Below are 15,063 nucleotides of genomic sequence, written 5' to 3' on the forward strand. Positions count from 1 at the left end.
TGAACGGCGATCAATCGCAAACGCGGACGCTGCGAACGCGCCAGGTGTAGCCGTCCCAGAACCGCTGGCGCTGCCAGAAGCAGTCGGGACCATAACCGGGCTCGGCGACATAGGCCGGACCGGGCGCATAGTAGCCGTAGCCGGGACCGTAGTAGCGGTTCTGCGATGCGATCGCGCCACCGACGATGGCGCCACCGATCAATCCCGCAGCGACGCCGGCGGCGACACCGCGTTGTGCCTGGGCGGGGGCGGGCACCGCCACAGTCGAAGCCGCCACAGCGGCAACGGCGCAAAGCGCCAGCAATGTCTTCTTCATGGCCTCACCTTTCTCGCGGCAGCAGGGACAGCGTGCATCGGCGATCTGTCTCACTGGAGGGTTCCATATTCACCTTGAATGATCAATGAACGACGCCGCCGCATTCGCGACCAAATGCTTGCAGCTTTTGCAATATCTTGCAACGCACGAGCCCGACAGCGCCGCGGCGAGGCGTGTGCTCATGGGGGCCGGCGGCGAAGGAAGCGGTTATTGGCCCGTCAGCCACCCGGCGGGTGTCGGATTCCTGACCTCCGACCGATTTAGACTCATTCCAATATGAATCCCGCATCAGTTTGGAATTGCTACAAAAACCGCTTTTTCCTTTTGCATCGCGCGGGAGCCGACAATATCCATATTGCCAAGCATCACCGTTGGACCCCGCCTTTCTCCGATGATTGTCTGTTCCTGTAACGTCCTCAGCGACCACGATGTCCGCAATGCCGTCAATGGCGGTGGGTCCGTGACACGAAATGCCAAGCAGGTGTACGGCTGCCTCGGCTGCAGTGCCGAATGCGGCCGCTGCGCGCGCACCATCAAGGCGATCATCGACGAGGCGCTCGGTCCCTGCGCCAAGGCCTGCTGCTCCGGCTGCCCCCACAGCAGCCATCCTCACGCCGCCAACGAGGACGCCGAGCCGGCCGAATTCGCGCTCGCGGCCTGCTAAAGCTTCTTATTTCGACGCGTTTCCTGGCGCGAACCGGCTTCCGCTTCGCTGGAAGACGCTGCGCCAAATCCTTCGAATCCGGTTATCCACGCGCTGCTTCTGCGAAGGGTTGCTCTTGCCGGTAATCTGATTTAGAAACGTTCTAAGTTTAGCGCCGGCCAAGGTTGGCCGCGACAGGTGGAGTGGATCATGCAAGGCGACCCGAAGGTCATCGATTATCTGAACAAGGGGCTGCGCAGCGAACTGACCGCCATCAATCAGTACTGGCTGCACTACCGGATGCTCAACAATTGGGGCCTCCTGGAGATGGCCAAGGTCTGGCGCAAGGAGTCCATCGAGGAGATGGAGCACGCCGACAAATTCGTCGATCGCATCCTCTTCCTGGACGGCTTCCCGAACCTGCAGGTGCTCGATCCCCTGAAGATCGGCCAGGACGTCAAGGAGATCATCGAGTGTGACCTCGCCGCTGAGATCGGCGCCCGCACGCTCTACCAGGAGGCGGCGACCTACTGCCATGGCGTCAAGGACTATGTCAGCCGCGACCTGTTCGAGCAGCTGATGAAGGACGAGGAAGACCACATCGACTTCCTCGAAACCCAGCTCGACCTGATCAAGCGCATCGGCCTTGAGCTCTACACCCAGAAGCACGTCGGTCATCTGAAGGGCGAGGATTCCTGACCGGCTGTCAGCCGGCGCGCCGAGCGTCTGCCAAAATACGAGAGGCCGTCCTTGCGGGCGGCCTCTTTTGTTTTTGCGATTCTGATTGGGGCGAAGCTTCTCAGTAGCACCGCGTGATGTTGACGGTGCGGTCGCCGCCGCGGCCGGGCACCGTGACGCTCTCGGTGGGGCAGCTCGACACATAGGGCCGATCCGACGGCACCACGGCCGGCGGATAGCGATGCGCCCAATCCCAGGGCACGTCCTGGGTGTAAGTGTAACGGACGTCGCTTGAGACCGGTGCCGGGACCTCGGCGGCGAAGGGAACGCTCGCCGCGCCATCATAATAACCGCCCGCGTCCGGCAACACGATGCCGGGCACCCGCACATGATGGCGGAAGGCTGGATGATGCGAGGAGAACGTGCCGCGCGCTGCGGATCCGGACCTCGCATAGGTTTCGGTCGGGGAAGCAAGCAGCAGCGCTGCAACGCCAAGGGAAACGCCAAGAGAAACGCCAAGGGACGCCATCAGCGCCCCAGTTGTTCGATACGCCAACCTTCGAAAGCTCATGGCACGCACCAACTCGCGGTTACGGAGCATTTCTGCAGACGCTAGGCCGCGCCTCACGGCGCCCGCAAACTCATCCTTAATTATTGGTTAAAAAGTAAGGTTAACAGAGAGTAACTGTTTCAAATTGGCGCGATCTCGCGCGCGGGGGCTTCCCGCGCAAGCGGCGGGCGCCGTTCAGACGGCATCCGCCGGAACGAAGCAGCTGATGATGATGTGGCCGCGGTGGTGCACGTACCACACCACGGCCTCGCCGACCGGGTTGCCGCGATCGCGGATCACGGCGCGCTCCGGCACCATCATCCACTCGCCCTCGATCGGCACCCAATAGGCGCCGCTCCGAACGTCGTAGCTCGTGCGATGGCCGTCGGAGATGTCGCAGCACGGCACGCCATTCGGCGCAATCACGCTCTTGAACCAGGCGCGGATATCGGGCGGCACGTTGTCGTATTGGCCGTTGTCGAACGCCGGTGCAGCGCCCGCCATCACGGCGAGCCACGCAAGCACCGCGACGTGCGTGAGCCTTCGCATTGCCTTCCTCCGGCGAAAACTTCTACGTGACCCGCGCGTAGCGTCACGCGAATCCGGTGTTTGCGCGATTAGGCACGAACCGCGCGCGGGATGCATGCTCAAAGAATCAGCGAATCCGCGTGCTTTGCTTGATGCAGTGCGAGATGGTTGCGCTCAGATTGGCTGCTTCGCGCGCCCCTTCTTCGCGGGTTTCACCGCGATATTGTTCCGCGCCATTTTGAGCGCGCTGCGCAGCGTAACCTGATCCACTTTCGCGAGGCGGACATTAGTGCTGCCGCTCTTGCCCCAGCCGCCCGGCACCGGCCGGAAGACCTCCGGCTCGGCCTCGACCACCATCGCCTGCTGCTCGGGTGTCAGCTTCACCATGCCCCAATCCTGGTCGGGATAGCCGAGCGTCGCGAAGATGCGCTTGCCGACGCGGAAATCGGTTGTGCCGTGATGCGCGCCTTCAACGACCTCGGGCAGGTCGAGCGCAATGCGGCGGAAGCGATCAGCAGACATTGCTCTGACCTCGATCGCTACATCGTCGGCGCCGTCTGCAACAGCTCCTGCAATTGCCCGGCGTAGAACTTCGCATCGCCGGTGGTGAGATGGCCGCGTGTCTCGCTGCTTGCCGGGATCAGGTCAATCTTGCCGTTCTTGATCCGCTTCACTGCAGCTTCGGTGACGCCGGTCTCCGGCGGGTTGCGTTCATCGTCGGCGGCATTGATGGCAAGCAGGGTTGCCTCGATCTTCTCCAGTCCGGCGGAGGGATCGTAGTCGTGCGAGGCCTCCCATTGATAGATGTAGTCGTTGGCATCCGCGGTGACCGGCAGCGCCAGCTGGTCGTCCACCATCTTGTCGGCCTGCGCTGCGGTCGGCGCCAGCGTCTGGTAATTGAGCGTGCCGCCGGCACTGGCGAAGCGATAGGCGGCGATGGCGTATTTCATCATCCGCGGCTGGCTGGTGTAGTTGCCGCCATTGTAGTCGGGATCGTTGCGGATCGTTTCCAGCATCGTCCGCCGCAGCATCCAGTTGCGTGCTGCCATCGCGGTCGGCTGCGAGGCCATCGGCGCCAGCACGTCCATCATCCGTGGATACCGCACGCCCCAGATCCAGGTGTGCATGCCGCCCATCGAGTTGCCGATCACGAGCCGCAGATGCTTGATGCCGAGCCCTTCGGTGACGAGCCTATATTGCGCGTCGACCATGTCGTTGTAGCCGTATTTCGGAAAGCTCGTCCGCATCGCGTCCGACGGCTTCGACGATTTGCCGTGCCCGATGCCATCAGGGATGATGATGTAGTATTTCGCCGCGTCGAGCGGCTGGCCGGGGCCGAACAACTGGCCGGCAAAGGTCGGCGTCAGCATGCTGGCGGCCGAGCCGCCGGAGCCGTGCAGCACCAGCACCGGCTGTCCGGTCGGCGCGCCGACCGTGGTGTAGTGCAGCCGCAGTTCCGGCATCACCTCGCCGCTGTGAAACTTGAAGTCCTTTGCGGTCCACTCGCCGTCCTGCGGCGTGGGGTAACCTGCAGCCATGGCCGGTACCGATATCGAGACGAGAGCGGCCACGAGCGCCGCGCACCAACGGATCATCATGCTTCTTCCCACGCGCGGCGCGCTTGTCCAGCCGCTTCGGTGCAAGCCTAGCATGGGGGAAGGAGATGTCCGAGAGCACGTCGGCACGGCTGGCGAAGATGTGTTCGGCTAGCTCTCCTTGAGTACGTTCAGCGCATACCATCCCCAATAGACGCGATGACGCTGGATCAGGCCGTCATCGATCTCCATGACCTCGACCAGATCCATCTGATCGCCGTCCGGAGACTGCCGCGGATATTCCCAGGTAAGAACGCGGCCGTCGCTGAAGAAACCCTGCTTGAAGCGCCGCCGTTGCGGCGGGGTGGTGCGGAACACGCGCGCGATGAACTCGCGCAGCGGCTCACGGCCCTGCACGATCCCGTCTTTGGTCTGCATCAAATGCTGGACCAGCGGGCTCTCGATCGAGGCGCCGGCTGCGTAGAGCGTGAGCGCCGCCTCGAGGTCCTTGTTGCCGAGCGCTTCATCCCAGAGCCGGTAGATGCGTTCCGCGTCGTTGCTGTCAGCTGTCATGATTGTTCCCTTGCGTTTCGTCGACTGCCGCCCATTTGAGCGGAAGAGGCCGTCGCGACGTTTCAGGAAAATCTGAAATGAGCTGCGCGGCACAGCGCATGTGGGCAGGACGCTTCGGCGCGATCTGGAGGACGATGCGGTGGGATCATCCCAAGCGTTGCAGACGGGATTTTCGCGGATCGCCGAGGCCTTGGGCGATCCGGTGCGCGAGGCGATGGTCAGTGCGCTGGCCGACGGCAAGGCGCTGCCGGCAGGCGAGCTTGCTGCGGTTGCCGGCATTTCGCCGCAAGGCGCCAGCGCGCATCTGCAGAAGCTGGTCGACGCCCGCGTGCTGTCGGTGTGGGCGCAGGGCAGGTTCAGATATTACCGGATCAGGGACGACGACGTCGCGGCGCTGATCGAGAACCTCGTCGATCTTGCCGCCAAGGCCGCCGTCGGGCGGCGGCGTGCGATGCCGGCCGAGCAGCTCAGGCAGTCGCGCACCTGCTACCACCACCTTGCGGGTCAGCTCGGCGTGCTGCTGTCGAATGCGTTGATCCGCCGCCGCCTCGTCGTGATCGACGGCCGCGATGGTCGCGTGACCGAGCAGGGGTTGGCCTGGTGCCGGGCCGAGGCGATCGATTTCGATCCGGCGCGGCAGCCGCACCTGCGGCTCTGCAATGACTGGACCGAGCGCGTGCCGCATCTCGCCGGTCCGTTTGCCAATGCCGTGCTGGCGCGGCTGGTCGAGATGCGCGGCGTTGCGCCGCATCGGATTCCGCGCGCATTGCGGATCACCGAGCGGGGGCGGGCGTTCTTCGACCGGCTTGGCGTCCAGGTTCCGTTCTGAAGGCGACGAGGTGATCTAGCGGCCGTCCTCGACCTCGGTCTCCGGGCGGTCGTTGCCGGATGCGGTTTCGGTCAACCATTTGCCGTCCGACGTCTCGTACTGGATCGCCTCGGTGCGACCGGGGACGCGCTGCTCGTTGGCGGCGCGTCGGGCAGCGGCGAGTGCCGCGGCGTGGGTAGGAAATGGTTCCGAGAACACCCCGTTGACGGTATAGGCCCAGCCGCCGTCGTGCTGGACGACCTTGTAGATCACGTGGCTCATCCGGAACCTCGCTCCACCGTGGACGATGACACTGCCAGAATAGACCACGATGTCGTATTTTGCAGCAGCCGATCGTCCTTGAGAGAGCCGCCCCGTTGCCGCGGGCGAGGGAGACCGACATGTGCCGCAATATCAAGACGCTGTTCAACTTCGAGCCGCCCGCCACCGAGGACGAGATTCACGCCTCGGCGCTGCAATTCGTGCGCAAACTGTCCGGCTTCAACAAGCCGTCGCAGTCCAATGAGGCCGCCTTCAACCTCGCCGTGACCGAGGTCTCGAACGCTGCGCGCAAGCTCCTGATCTCGTTGCAGACCACGGCGCCAGCGCGCGATCGCGAGGTGGAGGCGGAGAAGGCGAAGGAGCGTTCGCGCCTGCGGTTTGGCTGAGGGCGGGGGCGTACCGTGATGCAGATCACGGTACCGCTTCGCGCGTCCGGGCATCGGTGCCGTTCACCCGATCCCGGAGCGACGCCATGAAGCCTGCCCTGCTCACGTCCTGTTCGATTGCGTTCGCCGTGCTCTGGACCTGCGGCATGCTGTGGTCGAGCGGGACGATCGACCTTGCCAACGTCATCATCCTGTCGGCCTGCGGGGCGCTCGCGGGCGTTGCCTGGTATTACGCCATGCGCTGGGTCTTCCAGCTCATGCACCTCGCTCGACCCTCCGATCCTCCGGCCAATCCGGGCGCGGAGCAGTAGGCATCGGGCGCGACACGGACAGAGCTGGCCGTGTCGCCGCGCCAGGACAGGAAGGATTACTTCTTGTCCTTCTTGCGGTGCTTCTTCTTTTTCTTGTGATCGTCGTCCTCGTCGTCATCTTCCGCGAAGTCGATGGCGTCGACGTCAAGCGCGATCGCCTCCGCTGCCGCGCGCTCGGCGGCATCGCGCTCGGCGAACTCGGCGGCTTCGCGCTCCTTGGTGCGCTTGTAGTCTTCCCAGGCGTCGAAGATCATGTGCAGCCACGGCATCACCTGCTCGATCGACGGCAATTGTCCGGGCGGGCCGGCTTCACCGCGCGGGCCGGACGGTCCCTGCGGTCCCTGCGGGCCAGCCTCGCCGCGCGGACCCTGCACGCCCGCCTTGCCTTGCGCTCCCGGCTTGCCCTGGGGCCCTGCCTTTCCAACCAGTCCGGGCTTGCCCTGCGGACCCGGCTTGCCGCGCGCACCTTCCGGCCCCGGCCGCCCCGGATGCCCTTGCGGACCGGGCCGGCCCGGCTCGCCCTGACGACCCTGCGGTCCCTGCGCCCCTCGTGACCCCTGGCGGGAGATTGTCTCGTCAGCCACTGATATGCTCCGTCGCGATTTCAAGCCGCTTGTAACAGAGGTTGGATGACGGCTTCAATTCTGCGCGGCGCGGCTGATGCAAGCGGTCAACAGTCATAATTCGATGCGAAGATTGTGACGGGAGGACGCGTTGCGGATTCTGAACGACAGGCGCGGGGCAGTTGCAGGTGACGCAACAGGGGCGCTGACGTTCGACATCGTGGTGACGCGGCACGATCTGCGCGACGAAGCGGCGTTTCGCAACACCGGCGTCCTCGATCTGTATGCCGAGCTGTTTCCTCCGAACGAGCGCGACGCCCCCGACGACATTGTGCGCTGGGTGCTGTCAGATGATGTCGGCGAGCGGCGAGAGTTCAGCGTCGGCGGTCGGAAGCTGTCATATTGCCTCGACTCGCGCTGCTTCATCCTGCGCGCGGAAGGGCGCGCGATCGGCCTCGGCTTCTTCACCTACGATCACGCAAGCGAGCTGATCTATTGCAACTATGTCGGCGTCGCGAAGACGTGGCGCGGCGGCGGCCTGGCGGGCCGGTTCTATCGCGAGATGATCGAGATGCTCGACGCCCTGTTTCCACGCAATATCGGCGTGGTGCTCGAGGTCGAGCCGTATGATCGCGATCGCCTGGCGGCGGTCATCGGTGATCTCGAACGGACGGGCGTGAGGCAGCTCGCAGCGGATCAACAGACCGAGATTCGCAGATTGCTGCGCGTCAGCTGGTACGACAAGCTCGGCTATTGCTTCTTCTGCGACGCGCGCGGCATGCAGCCGCTTGAGTGTCGCTCGCCATGCCTCGATCCATCGCTATTGCCATCCGCTTGGGGCAGCGCGGAGGAAAATTATTGGTTGGCCTGGCAGTCGCGGACCGGCGCGCCCTCGGCGGAGGGCGAGCGCGCAGGTGAGCTCTGGCAAAGAGCCGTCGCTGCGATCTATGTCGAGATCCTCGCAAAATCGCTGGTCGACGACGATCCGAAGGGGCGGCGCGACTATTGGGACTATACGACGGCGCTGGTCGCGCAGACGCTGCAACGGGCCGCGACGACCGAGGTGCGTCTCGCTCGCTGCCTCGATGCCGACGGCAGCGAGCTGTTGTCGCGCTGGCGGCGGCTTGCGATCGACCTGCCGATCTAGCGTCGACGTGCCGCTCATGCGTGATGCGATCCGGTTGAATCGTCATCACGCTTCGCTCGTTGTCCAAGCATGATCGTCCCGGAAAGCCGCTTCGCGCGTTTCCGGATCTTGCTCTAGGCTGCGGCGTGCTCGCTCAGCGGCACGTCGATGCCGTCGGCCGAATATTCGCGGATCTTGTTCCGCAATGTCCGAACCGACAGCCCGAGCACGCGCGCGGCGCGGGTGCGGTTGCCGTCGCAGCGCGCAAGCGTTTGCAGCACGAGCTCGCGCTCGACTTCATCGACGGTCGCGCCGATCAGCAGTGGGACGATTTCATTTGGAGCCAGCGACGGCAGCAGAGCTTCCGGCGACGGTACGGTGGACGCGTAAGACATGAACTCCTCCCGATCAACGCCCGCTTCGTCGGTGAAGCGAAGACATCGAGAACCAACTACCCCGTAGATCCACGGTGTGCCGGTTTGGTTAACAAGCCCTTAACGCGCCCCTAACTCCCTGCTCTGTAAGCAAAATACCCAGAAATCGCCACGATTGCGGTTCCATCCGTCACAATGTCCGGTAGCCGCCATCGACCATCACGATCGATCCCGAGACATAGGCCGACAGGTCCGAGGCGAGGAAGATGGCGGGGCCGACGATGTCCTCCGGCTTGCCGGCGCGGCCGAGCGGGGTGTGGTCCATGAAGACCTTGACGAGGTCGGGATTGGTGGCGCGCACCTTCTCGTTCAACGGCGTCTCGATGAAGCCCGGCCCGATTGCATTGACGCGCACGCCATCCTTGCCGAGTTCGGCGGCCAACGCCTTGGTGAAGCCGAGCACGCCGTGCTTGGAGGCGGTATAGGCCGGCGAACTCGGCGTGCGCAGATGCACGAAGGACTGGATCGAGCCGATGTTGACGATGCGTCCCTTGTTCTTGCGCAGTGGCGCGAGGAACGAATGCGTCACGTTGAAAACGCCGGTGAGATTGATCGAGATGATGTCTTCCCAATCCTTGATCACGGCCTCGTCGGTGCCGAGCATGCCGTTGCGGCGCGCGATGCCGGCATTGTTGACCAGGATCGAGACCGGCCCGACCTTGTCGGCCACCTGCTTTGCCATCGCGACGCAGGCATCGCGATCGGTCACGTCGAGTGCAAAGCTCTCCGCCTTGCCGCCGGCACTGCGGATCTCCTTGGCCGCTTCCGCCGCCGCATCACCGTTCATGTCGAGCAGCACCACGCGCGCGCCCTCGCGGCCGTAGCCTAGTGCGATGGCACGCCCGATGCCCGAGCCTGCGCCGGTAATGACGGCGATGTGATTGTCGAGAAGGGCCATGGCGTTTCCTCGTTCTGATTGTGAGCGTTGTCGACAACACTATTCAAAACTGCGCCAACCGAAACGCCAAGCCGCGTTTGCGCGTTGCTGTTATCCGGATTCGGATGACAGTACGGACCGATCATGGACCCGAATATCAGACACTGGAAAGTTGCGATCGAGCGCTTCTGCGCGGCGCCGGATCCCGACTATCGCGAGATGGCAAAAATGGTCGCCGAGATCGCCGCGACCGACATCGACGAGACGCTGCGGCATGCGGCCGCACAGGTGCTGCCGATCCTGCGCCAGGCGGCGCTGAAATCGGCCGACCGTCGCACCAAATCGATGGCACAGCGCCGTCTCGGCATCGTCAGCGACGCACTGCACATGCTGTCGGCGCCGCGGTTCGGCCGGCGCGGCCTGACGCCGAAGGTGCTGACGCAGGAGGAGCAGTACCGGCAATTGCTCGGCCTGCCGTTGGGCCGCCGCCTCGCTGCGACCGAAGTCCAGCAGGCTTTCAAGCGCGCCGCCAAGACGGTGCATCCCGACGGCGGCGGCGACGGCGCGGCATTCCTCGAACTCGCTGCCGCGCGCGACGCCCTGATCAAGCATCACTGACGCTGGATCGCGTCATATCTGACAGCACAAGGACGGACGCCGCGCTGTTGCCGCGTGTCTGCCCTGTGCGTGATCGAATGACGTTCGCTCAGAACGCGCAGGTGCCGTTGTTCAGGAGGCCGGTCTTGTAGCTGAACGCAGCGTCGAAGGTCGGCAGCTCCTCGCTAACGATGGAGAAGTTCGCCGGCCACGGCGTGGTCGGGATGCTCTGGTCCCAGATCTGGCAGAAGCCGGTGTCCTGCCAGCGGATCAGATGATAGGGCGTGGCACCGGCCGGGCTTGCCGCGGCAAGCACGGACACGGTGGCGGCAATGGCGGCATAGGCAATCGCAAGACGACGCATGGGAAATCTCCGGTTTGAAAAATGAATGCTCCGCGGGGAAATCCTGGAGCTCAGGGGCCGATCGCCCCGGACATGCAGTGAGTATTGCGACCCCGGGAACAGGTTCAACGCCGGTCGTGCGAAAGCACCCGTCAACAAATCGGCCTGTGCCAAATTGCGCCTGTTTACGCGCTTGCTACAGTCGGCGCATCGCGATTCGCAGCCGTGTCACGACGCGAGCAAATCGACGAGAGCAAATCGACGTGAGTAAATCCTGGGGAGACCGCACATGAAACCTTCATCCACCCTGCGTGCTGCGCTTGTCGCGCTGCTGGCGTTCACGGGACTGGCTTTCTCTTCCGCCGCCCGCGCCGACAGCGGCTTCGTGACGCTCACGATCTACAAGGCCGGATGGATCATCGGCGGTTCCGGCGGCGGCGGCGTCTTGACCTTCCGCGGCCGCTCCTACCGGCTCTCCACCGGCGGCCTCGACTACGGCCTGGTGTTCGGCGGCTCCAAGACCGTGCTGCGCGGCCGGGTCAGCAACATCAACCGTCCGTCCGACGTTGCCGGCGTCTACGGTGCGGCCGGCGCGGGGCTGGCCGTCGGACGCGGCGCGCGCGCGATCGTGCTCACCAATCAGAAGGGCGCGGTGCTTGAATTGACCGGCCACCAGGTCGGCCTGATGGCCAACGCCGATCTGAGCGGCCTTGCGATCACGATGCGCTAGAGTTGACGGTGTGGAGCGGCACCAGCGACTGCTGATCGCCGAGCCGGATTCAGTCCATCCCCGTCATGTTGGGTGCGCGTGATGTCATCCCGGCACAGGCCGGGACGAGATGGCGTTCACCTGAACAAATGCAGCGCGGCGTATTGCAGCAGCATGATGGTCTTGGCGTCCACGATGCGGCCGTCGCTGATCATGGCGAGCGCGTCGTCGATCGAGAGCTCGATCACCTCGATGTCCTCGCCCTCGTCGGCGAGCCCGCCGCCGTCACCGATGCGCATGGCGGCATCGTATTCGGCGACGAAGCAATGCAGCTTCTCGGTCACCGCGCCCGGAGACGTGAAAGCCTCGAACACCTTGCGCACATGCGCGAGCCGGTACCCGATCTCTTCCTCCGCTTCGGCGCGGATGCGCGCTTCCGGCTCGGCATCGTCGAGCATGCCGGCGGCAGCCTCGATCAGGAGATCGTCATAGCCGTTGGCGAAAGCGGGGTAGCGGAACTGGCGCACCAGCACGACGCTGCGGGTCGTCAGATTGTAGGGCAACAACGCCGCGCCGTTGCCGCGGTCGTAGACCTCGCGCACCTGGGTCTGCCATTCGCCGTTGGCGCGCCGGTAGTCGAACGTCGCGCTCTTCAGCTCGTAGCGGCGCTTCGAAAGCAGCTCGACGTCCTTGACGCGAACGCGGTCGGCGATGCTCATGCGTCGGTCCTCAACCCTCTCACGGCGTCGCTTCGCGCCCGTCGAGCCATTTGGCCAGCATCACCGAGGTCGACTCGTCATAGCCGAGCGACTGGTAGAACGCGCCGGCCTTGGCGTTCTCCCGTCGCACCAGCAGTTGCAGCTTCGGCACGCCGGCGGCGCGCAGCCAGTCCTCGGCCGCCGCCATGATGGTGCGGCCAAGTCCCTTGCCCCGGCGGTTGGGATCGACTGCGACGTAATAGACCCAGCCGCGATGACCGTCGTGGCCGACCATCGCGGTCGCCATGATCGCATTGTCGTCGCGGCCGACCAGCACGGCTGAATTCGGTCCGCGCCGCGCCAGCGCGATGTCGGCAGCGGGATCGTTCCATGGCCGCGTCAGGCCGCAGGCCTGCCACAGCGCGACGACATCGGCGATGTCGGCGTCGGTGATCGGTGCAATGGCGAGGGAGGCAGAGGAGGAGGGCATCGTCGCCTGCGCGGTCACAGCACCTTGCCCGGGTTCATGATGCCGAGCGGATCGAGCATCGCCTTGACCTGCCGCATCAGCTCGATCGCGACCTTGTCCTTGACGTCGGGCAATTCGTCGCGCTTGAGCACGCCGATGCCGTGCTCGGCCGAGATCGAGCCGCCCATCCGCAGCACGATCTCGAACACGACGGCATTCACGTCGTGCCAGCGCGCCAGGAAGTCGGCCGCATTGGCGCCGACCGGCTGGCTGACATTGTAGTGGATGTTGCCGTCGCCGAGATGGCCGAACGGCACCGGCCGCGAACCCGGGATCAGCTTCACCACGGCCGCATTGGCTTCCTCGATGAAGGCGGGCACGGCGGCGACCGGCACCGAGATGTCGTGCTTGATCGAGCCGCCTTCCGGCTTCTGCGCCGCCGACATCTCGTCGCGCAGTTTCCAGAACGCCTGGCGCTGGCTCAGATTGGCGGCGATGACGGCGTCGTCGACGATGCCGTCCTCCATGCCCTGGGCCAGGATCGCCTCCAGCGTGTCGCGTGCATCGTCGCGCGACGACGACAATTCCATCAGCACGTACCAGGGGTGCTTGCTCTCAAGCGGATCGCGGATATCGATGCCGTGGCGGATCGAGAAGTCGACCGCGACGTCGGCGAGCAGCTCGAAGCTCGTCAGCGCTCCGGCCGCTTGATCGCGCGAGATCGACAGCAGCTTGAGTGCGGCCGCCGGCGAAGCCAAGCCGACATAGGCGGTCTCGACCGCGCGCGGCCGCGGAAACAGCTTGAGCGTTGCCGCGGTGATGATGCCGAGCGTGCCTTCGGCGCCGATGAACAGGTTGCGCAAATCGTAGCCGGTGTTGTCCTTTTTCAGCTTCGACAGCGCGTTCAGCACGCGGCCGTCAGCCAGCACGACTTCGACCCCGAGCGCCATTTCGCGCGCCACGCCGTAGGCGAGCGCTCCGGTGCCGCCGGCATTGGTCGAGAGGTTGCCGCCGATCGTGCAGCTGCCTTCAGCGCCGAGCGACAACGGAAACAGCCGGTCCGCGTCGGCTGCCTTCTGCTGCGCGATCTGCAGCACCACGCCGGCCTCGCAGGTCATGGTGTTGGATTCGACGTCGATGTCGCGGATCTTGTCGAGACGCCGGAGCGAGACCACGACCTCGCCATTGTGCGGCGTCTGGCCGCCGACCAGGCCGGTATTGCCGCCCTGCGGCACCAGCGCGATCCTGTGCTCGGTTGCAAGCTTGCAGATCGCAGCGACTTCGGCGGTCGAGCCCGGGCGCAGCACCAGCGGTGAGCGGCCGTGGAACAGATCGCGTTCCTCGGTAACGTAAGGCTTGATGTCGGCGGCGTCGGTCACCGCATATTTCGCGCCGACGATGGCGCGGAATTTTTCAAGCAATTCGGGCGGAAGCGGCGGCACCGCTGATTGGACGATGTTCATTTTTTCTTGGTCTTTCACTCAGTCGGGGATCTTTGCCTAAGCATGCCCTTCGCGCAAACGCTTCGCGTTTGTCGCGAGGGAAAACCGGTTCCTGCTTGGCGCCAACGCGGCCGTTCCGGTCCGGGTCATGCTTGTTACCGCCCAACGGCTGCGCGGCGCAGCCGGTCATTGATGGCTTCGCCCAATCCCTCCTCGGGAATCGGCATCACCGCGATCGCATCCGCGTTTCTCTTGTCGAGGGTGCGAAGGTAGCCGAATAGATTGGCGGCGGCCTCGGCAAGATCGCCGCGCTCGGACAGGTTCATCTCCACCGAGGCGCATTCGCGCCGCGCGACCTTGGCCGGCCCGAACGACAGCAGGGCTTCGCCGACATGGACGTCGCTGGCATTGAGCCGGACCGGTGTCCGCGGCGCGTAGTGCGAGGCGAGCATGCCGGGGGCAACCGGCTGGGCCTCGCTTTCCGGGTCTTGCGGCGGCGACTGCAAGGGGTGGCCGAGCACGCGCTCGATCTCGGCGCGCGTCAGCCCGCCCGGCCGCAGCAGCACCGGATCGGAGAAGCAGCCGACGATGGTGGATTCGACGCCGACCTCGACCGGCCCACCGTCGACGATCAGATCGATGCGGCCCGCGAGATCGCCGTTCACATGCTCGGCAGTGGTCGGCGAGACGTGGCCGGAGAGATTGGCCGACGGCGCTACCACGGCACCGCCGAAAGCCTTGATGATGTCGCGCGCCACCTTGTGGGCCGGGATGCGTATGGCGACGGTATCGAGCCCGGCGGTCGCGAGTTCCGCAACCGGGCAGGACAGCGCCTTCGGCAGCACCAGGGTCAGGGGACCCGGCCAGAACGCGTCCGCCAATCGCAGGGCCTGCCCATTGAACAGGGCAATCCGGCGGGCGGCGCCGAGATCGGCGACATGGGCAATCAGCGGATTGAAGGCCGGCCGGCCCTTGGCCTCGTAAAGCCGGGCGATCGCGGCGGCGTTGCCGGCATCGGCGCCGAGGCCGTAAACCGTCTCGGTCGGAAACGCCACCAGGCCGCCCTCGGCCAGGACCCCGGCGGCGGTCGCCGTGGCGGCGGCGCCGGCGGACAAAACGTGCGTTTTCAAACCTGTATCCACTGTGACTAGATTCCTCAATTGGGTGCCTTGTGGTCCCTTGCGGTCCCCGAAAC

At 64.9% G+C, this 15,063-nt stretch carries 23 protein-coding genes; 8 read left to right on the plus strand and 15 right to left on the minus strand.

Annotation, left to right across the window (positions count from 1 at the left end; all coding sequences use genetic code 11):
* Positions 1–10: 10 nt before the first annotated feature.
* A complete protein-coding gene (locus tag QA639_RS11510) occupies positions 11–316 on the minus strand; it encodes a hypothetical protein (RefSeq protein ID WP_016843729.1) in 306 nt (101 codons plus the stop codon).
* Positions 317–707: 391 nt separating this feature from the next.
* Here QA639_RS11510 and QA639_RS11515 point away from each other — a divergent pair, with 391 nt between their 5' ends.
* Positions 708–980: a (2Fe-2S)-binding protein gene (locus QA639_RS11515; RefSeq protein ID WP_028334823.1), complete on the plus strand. Its 273-nt coding sequence runs from the start codon at positions 708–710 to the stop codon at positions 978–980.
* A 189-nt stretch (positions 981–1,169) separates the two neighbouring features.
* Positions 1,170–1,658, plus strand: coding sequence for a bacterioferritin (gene bfr, locus QA639_RS11520; protein WP_026193251.1), 489 nt, complete (start codon positions 1,170–1,172; stop codon positions 1,656–1,658).
* 100 nt (positions 1,659–1,758) lie between these two features.
* Here the strand turns inward: bfr and QA639_RS11525 are convergent, their stop codons facing one another.
* The 5 genes from QA639_RS11525 to QA639_RS11545 form a co-directional block, all read right to left on the minus strand.
* Positions 1,759–2,166, minus strand: a complete 408-nt coding sequence (locus QA639_RS11525) for a hypothetical protein (protein ID WP_283089786.1) — start codon at positions 2,164–2,166, stop codon at positions 1,759–1,761.
* Between the two features lie 216 nt (positions 2,167–2,382).
* The gene (locus QA639_RS11530; protein WP_157340422.1) at positions 2,383–2,736 is read right to left on the minus strand and encodes a hypothetical protein; all 354 of its coding nucleotides are present in this window, start codon (positions 2,734–2,736) and stop codon (positions 2,383–2,385) included.
* Between the two features lie 153 nt (positions 2,737–2,889).
* The gene (locus tag QA639_RS11535; RefSeq protein WP_157340420.1) at positions 2,890–3,237 is read right to left on the minus strand and encodes an MmcQ/YjbR family DNA-binding protein; all 348 of its coding nucleotides are present in this window, start codon (positions 3,235–3,237) and stop codon (positions 2,890–2,892) included.
* A 17-nt stretch (positions 3,238–3,254) separates the two neighbouring features.
* Positions 3,255–4,310 (minus strand): alpha/beta fold hydrolase, encoded by a 1,056-nt coding sequence (locus tag QA639_RS11540; RefSeq protein WP_157340782.1) that lies wholly within the window; start codon positions 4,308–4,310, stop codon positions 3,255–3,257.
* A 111-nt stretch (positions 4,311–4,421) separates the two neighbouring features.
* The gene (locus QA639_RS11545) at positions 4,422–4,823 is read right to left on the minus strand and encodes a nuclear transport factor 2 family protein (RefSeq protein WP_283089787.1); all 402 of its coding nucleotides are present in this window, start codon (positions 4,821–4,823) and stop codon (positions 4,422–4,424) included.
* 139 nt (positions 4,824–4,962) lie between these two features.
* On the opposite strand from QA639_RS11545, the gene QA639_RS11550 reads away from it, so the two are divergent.
* Positions 4,963–5,652 carry an ArsR/SmtB family transcription factor gene (locus QA639_RS11550; RefSeq protein WP_283089788.1) on the plus strand — a complete coding sequence of 230 codons (690 nt, stop codon included), beginning with the start codon at positions 4,963–4,965 and terminating at the stop codon, positions 5,650–5,652.
* A gap of 15 nt (positions 5,653–5,667) precedes the next feature.
* Here the strand turns inward: QA639_RS11550 and QA639_RS11555 are convergent, their stop codons facing one another.
* The gene (locus tag QA639_RS11555; protein ID WP_016840968.1) at positions 5,668–5,913 is read right to left on the minus strand and encodes a DUF2188 domain-containing protein; all 246 of its coding nucleotides are present in this window, start codon (positions 5,911–5,913) and stop codon (positions 5,668–5,670) included.
* Between the two features lie 119 nt (positions 5,914–6,032).
* Between QA639_RS11555 and QA639_RS11560 the strand changes: the two genes are divergently transcribed.
* Both QA639_RS11560 and QA639_RS11565 read left to right on the plus strand, forming a co-directional pair.
* Positions 6,033–6,299, plus strand: a complete 267-nt coding sequence (locus QA639_RS11560; RefSeq protein WP_050387563.1) for a DUF2277 domain-containing protein — start codon at positions 6,033–6,035, stop codon at positions 6,297–6,299.
* Positions 6,300–6,385: 86 nt separating this feature from the next.
* Positions 6,386–6,610 (plus strand): hypothetical protein, encoded by a 225-nt coding sequence (locus QA639_RS11565; protein ID WP_028334831.1) that lies wholly within the window; start codon positions 6,386–6,388, stop codon positions 6,608–6,610.
* Positions 6,611–6,666: 56 nt separating this feature from the next.
* On the opposite strand, the gene QA639_RS11570 is transcribed toward QA639_RS11565, so the two are convergent.
* Positions 6,667–7,194, minus strand: a complete 528-nt coding sequence (locus tag QA639_RS11570) for a collagen-like domain-containing protein (protein ID WP_283089789.1) — start codon at positions 7,192–7,194, stop codon at positions 6,667–6,669.
* A 130-nt stretch (positions 7,195–7,324) separates the two neighbouring features.
* Between QA639_RS11570 and QA639_RS11575 the strand changes: the two genes are divergently transcribed.
* Positions 7,325–8,320: a hypothetical protein gene (locus tag QA639_RS11575; RefSeq protein ID WP_283089790.1), complete on the plus strand. Its 996-nt coding sequence runs from the start codon at positions 7,325–7,327 to the stop codon at positions 8,318–8,320.
* 113 nt (positions 8,321–8,433) lie between these two features.
* Here the strand turns inward: QA639_RS11575 and QA639_RS11580 are convergent, their stop codons facing one another.
* Positions 8,434–8,694, minus strand: coding sequence for a helix-turn-helix domain-containing protein (locus QA639_RS11580; protein WP_016840962.1), 261 nt, complete (start codon positions 8,692–8,694; stop codon positions 8,434–8,436).
* 169 nt (positions 8,695–8,863) lie between these two features.
* Complete coding sequence (locus QA639_RS11585) at positions 8,864–9,631, minus strand: SDR family NAD(P)-dependent oxidoreductase (RefSeq protein WP_283089791.1); 768 nt, start codon at positions 9,629–9,631, stop codon at positions 8,864–8,866.
* Between the two features lie 123 nt (positions 9,632–9,754).
* Between QA639_RS11585 and QA639_RS11590 the strand changes: the two genes are divergently transcribed.
* On the plus strand, positions 9,755–10,228 hold the full coding sequence (locus tag QA639_RS11590; RefSeq protein WP_283089792.1) for a hypothetical protein: 474 nt from the start codon (positions 9,755–9,757) through the stop codon (positions 10,226–10,228).
* 88 nt (positions 10,229–10,316) lie between these two features.
* Here the strand turns inward: QA639_RS11590 and QA639_RS11595 are convergent, their stop codons facing one another.
* Positions 10,317–10,571 (minus strand): hypothetical protein, encoded by a 255-nt coding sequence (locus tag QA639_RS11595; RefSeq protein WP_283089793.1) that lies wholly within the window; start codon positions 10,569–10,571, stop codon positions 10,317–10,319.
* Positions 10,572–10,839: 268 nt separating this feature from the next.
* Between QA639_RS11595 and QA639_RS11600 the strand changes: the two genes are divergently transcribed.
* A complete protein-coding gene (locus QA639_RS11600; protein ID WP_016840958.1) occupies positions 10,840–11,280 on the plus strand; it encodes a hypothetical protein in 441 nt (146 codons plus the stop codon).
* 116 nt (positions 11,281–11,396) lie between these two features.
* Here the strand turns inward: QA639_RS11600 and QA639_RS11605 are convergent, their stop codons facing one another.
* From QA639_RS11605 to QA639_RS11620, 4 genes are all read right to left on the minus strand, one after another.
* Entirely contained in the window at positions 11,397–11,978 is a 582-nt protein-coding gene (locus tag QA639_RS11605; protein ID WP_283089794.1) for an NUDIX hydrolase, read from the minus strand.
* 19 nt (positions 11,979–11,997) lie between these two features.
* A complete protein-coding gene (locus QA639_RS11610) occupies positions 11,998–12,447 on the minus strand; it encodes a GNAT family acetyltransferase (protein WP_283089795.1) in 450 nt (149 codons plus the stop codon).
* 14 nt (positions 12,448–12,461) lie between these two features.
* Positions 12,462–13,889 (minus strand): FAD-binding oxidoreductase, encoded by a 1,428-nt coding sequence (locus tag QA639_RS11615; RefSeq protein WP_283089796.1) that lies wholly within the window; start codon positions 13,887–13,889, stop codon positions 12,462–12,464.
* 134 nt (positions 13,890–14,023) lie between these two features.
* A complete protein-coding gene (locus QA639_RS11620; RefSeq protein ID WP_028334840.1) occupies positions 14,024–15,010 on the minus strand; it encodes an L-threonylcarbamoyladenylate synthase in 987 nt (328 codons plus the stop codon).
* Positions 15,011–15,063 lie beyond the last annotated feature (53 nt).

Source organism: Bradyrhizobium pachyrhizi, from assembly GCF_029714545.1.
Taxonomy (GTDB): Bacteria; Pseudomonadota; Alphaproteobacteria; order Rhizobiales; family Xanthobacteraceae; genus Bradyrhizobium; species Bradyrhizobium pachyrhizi.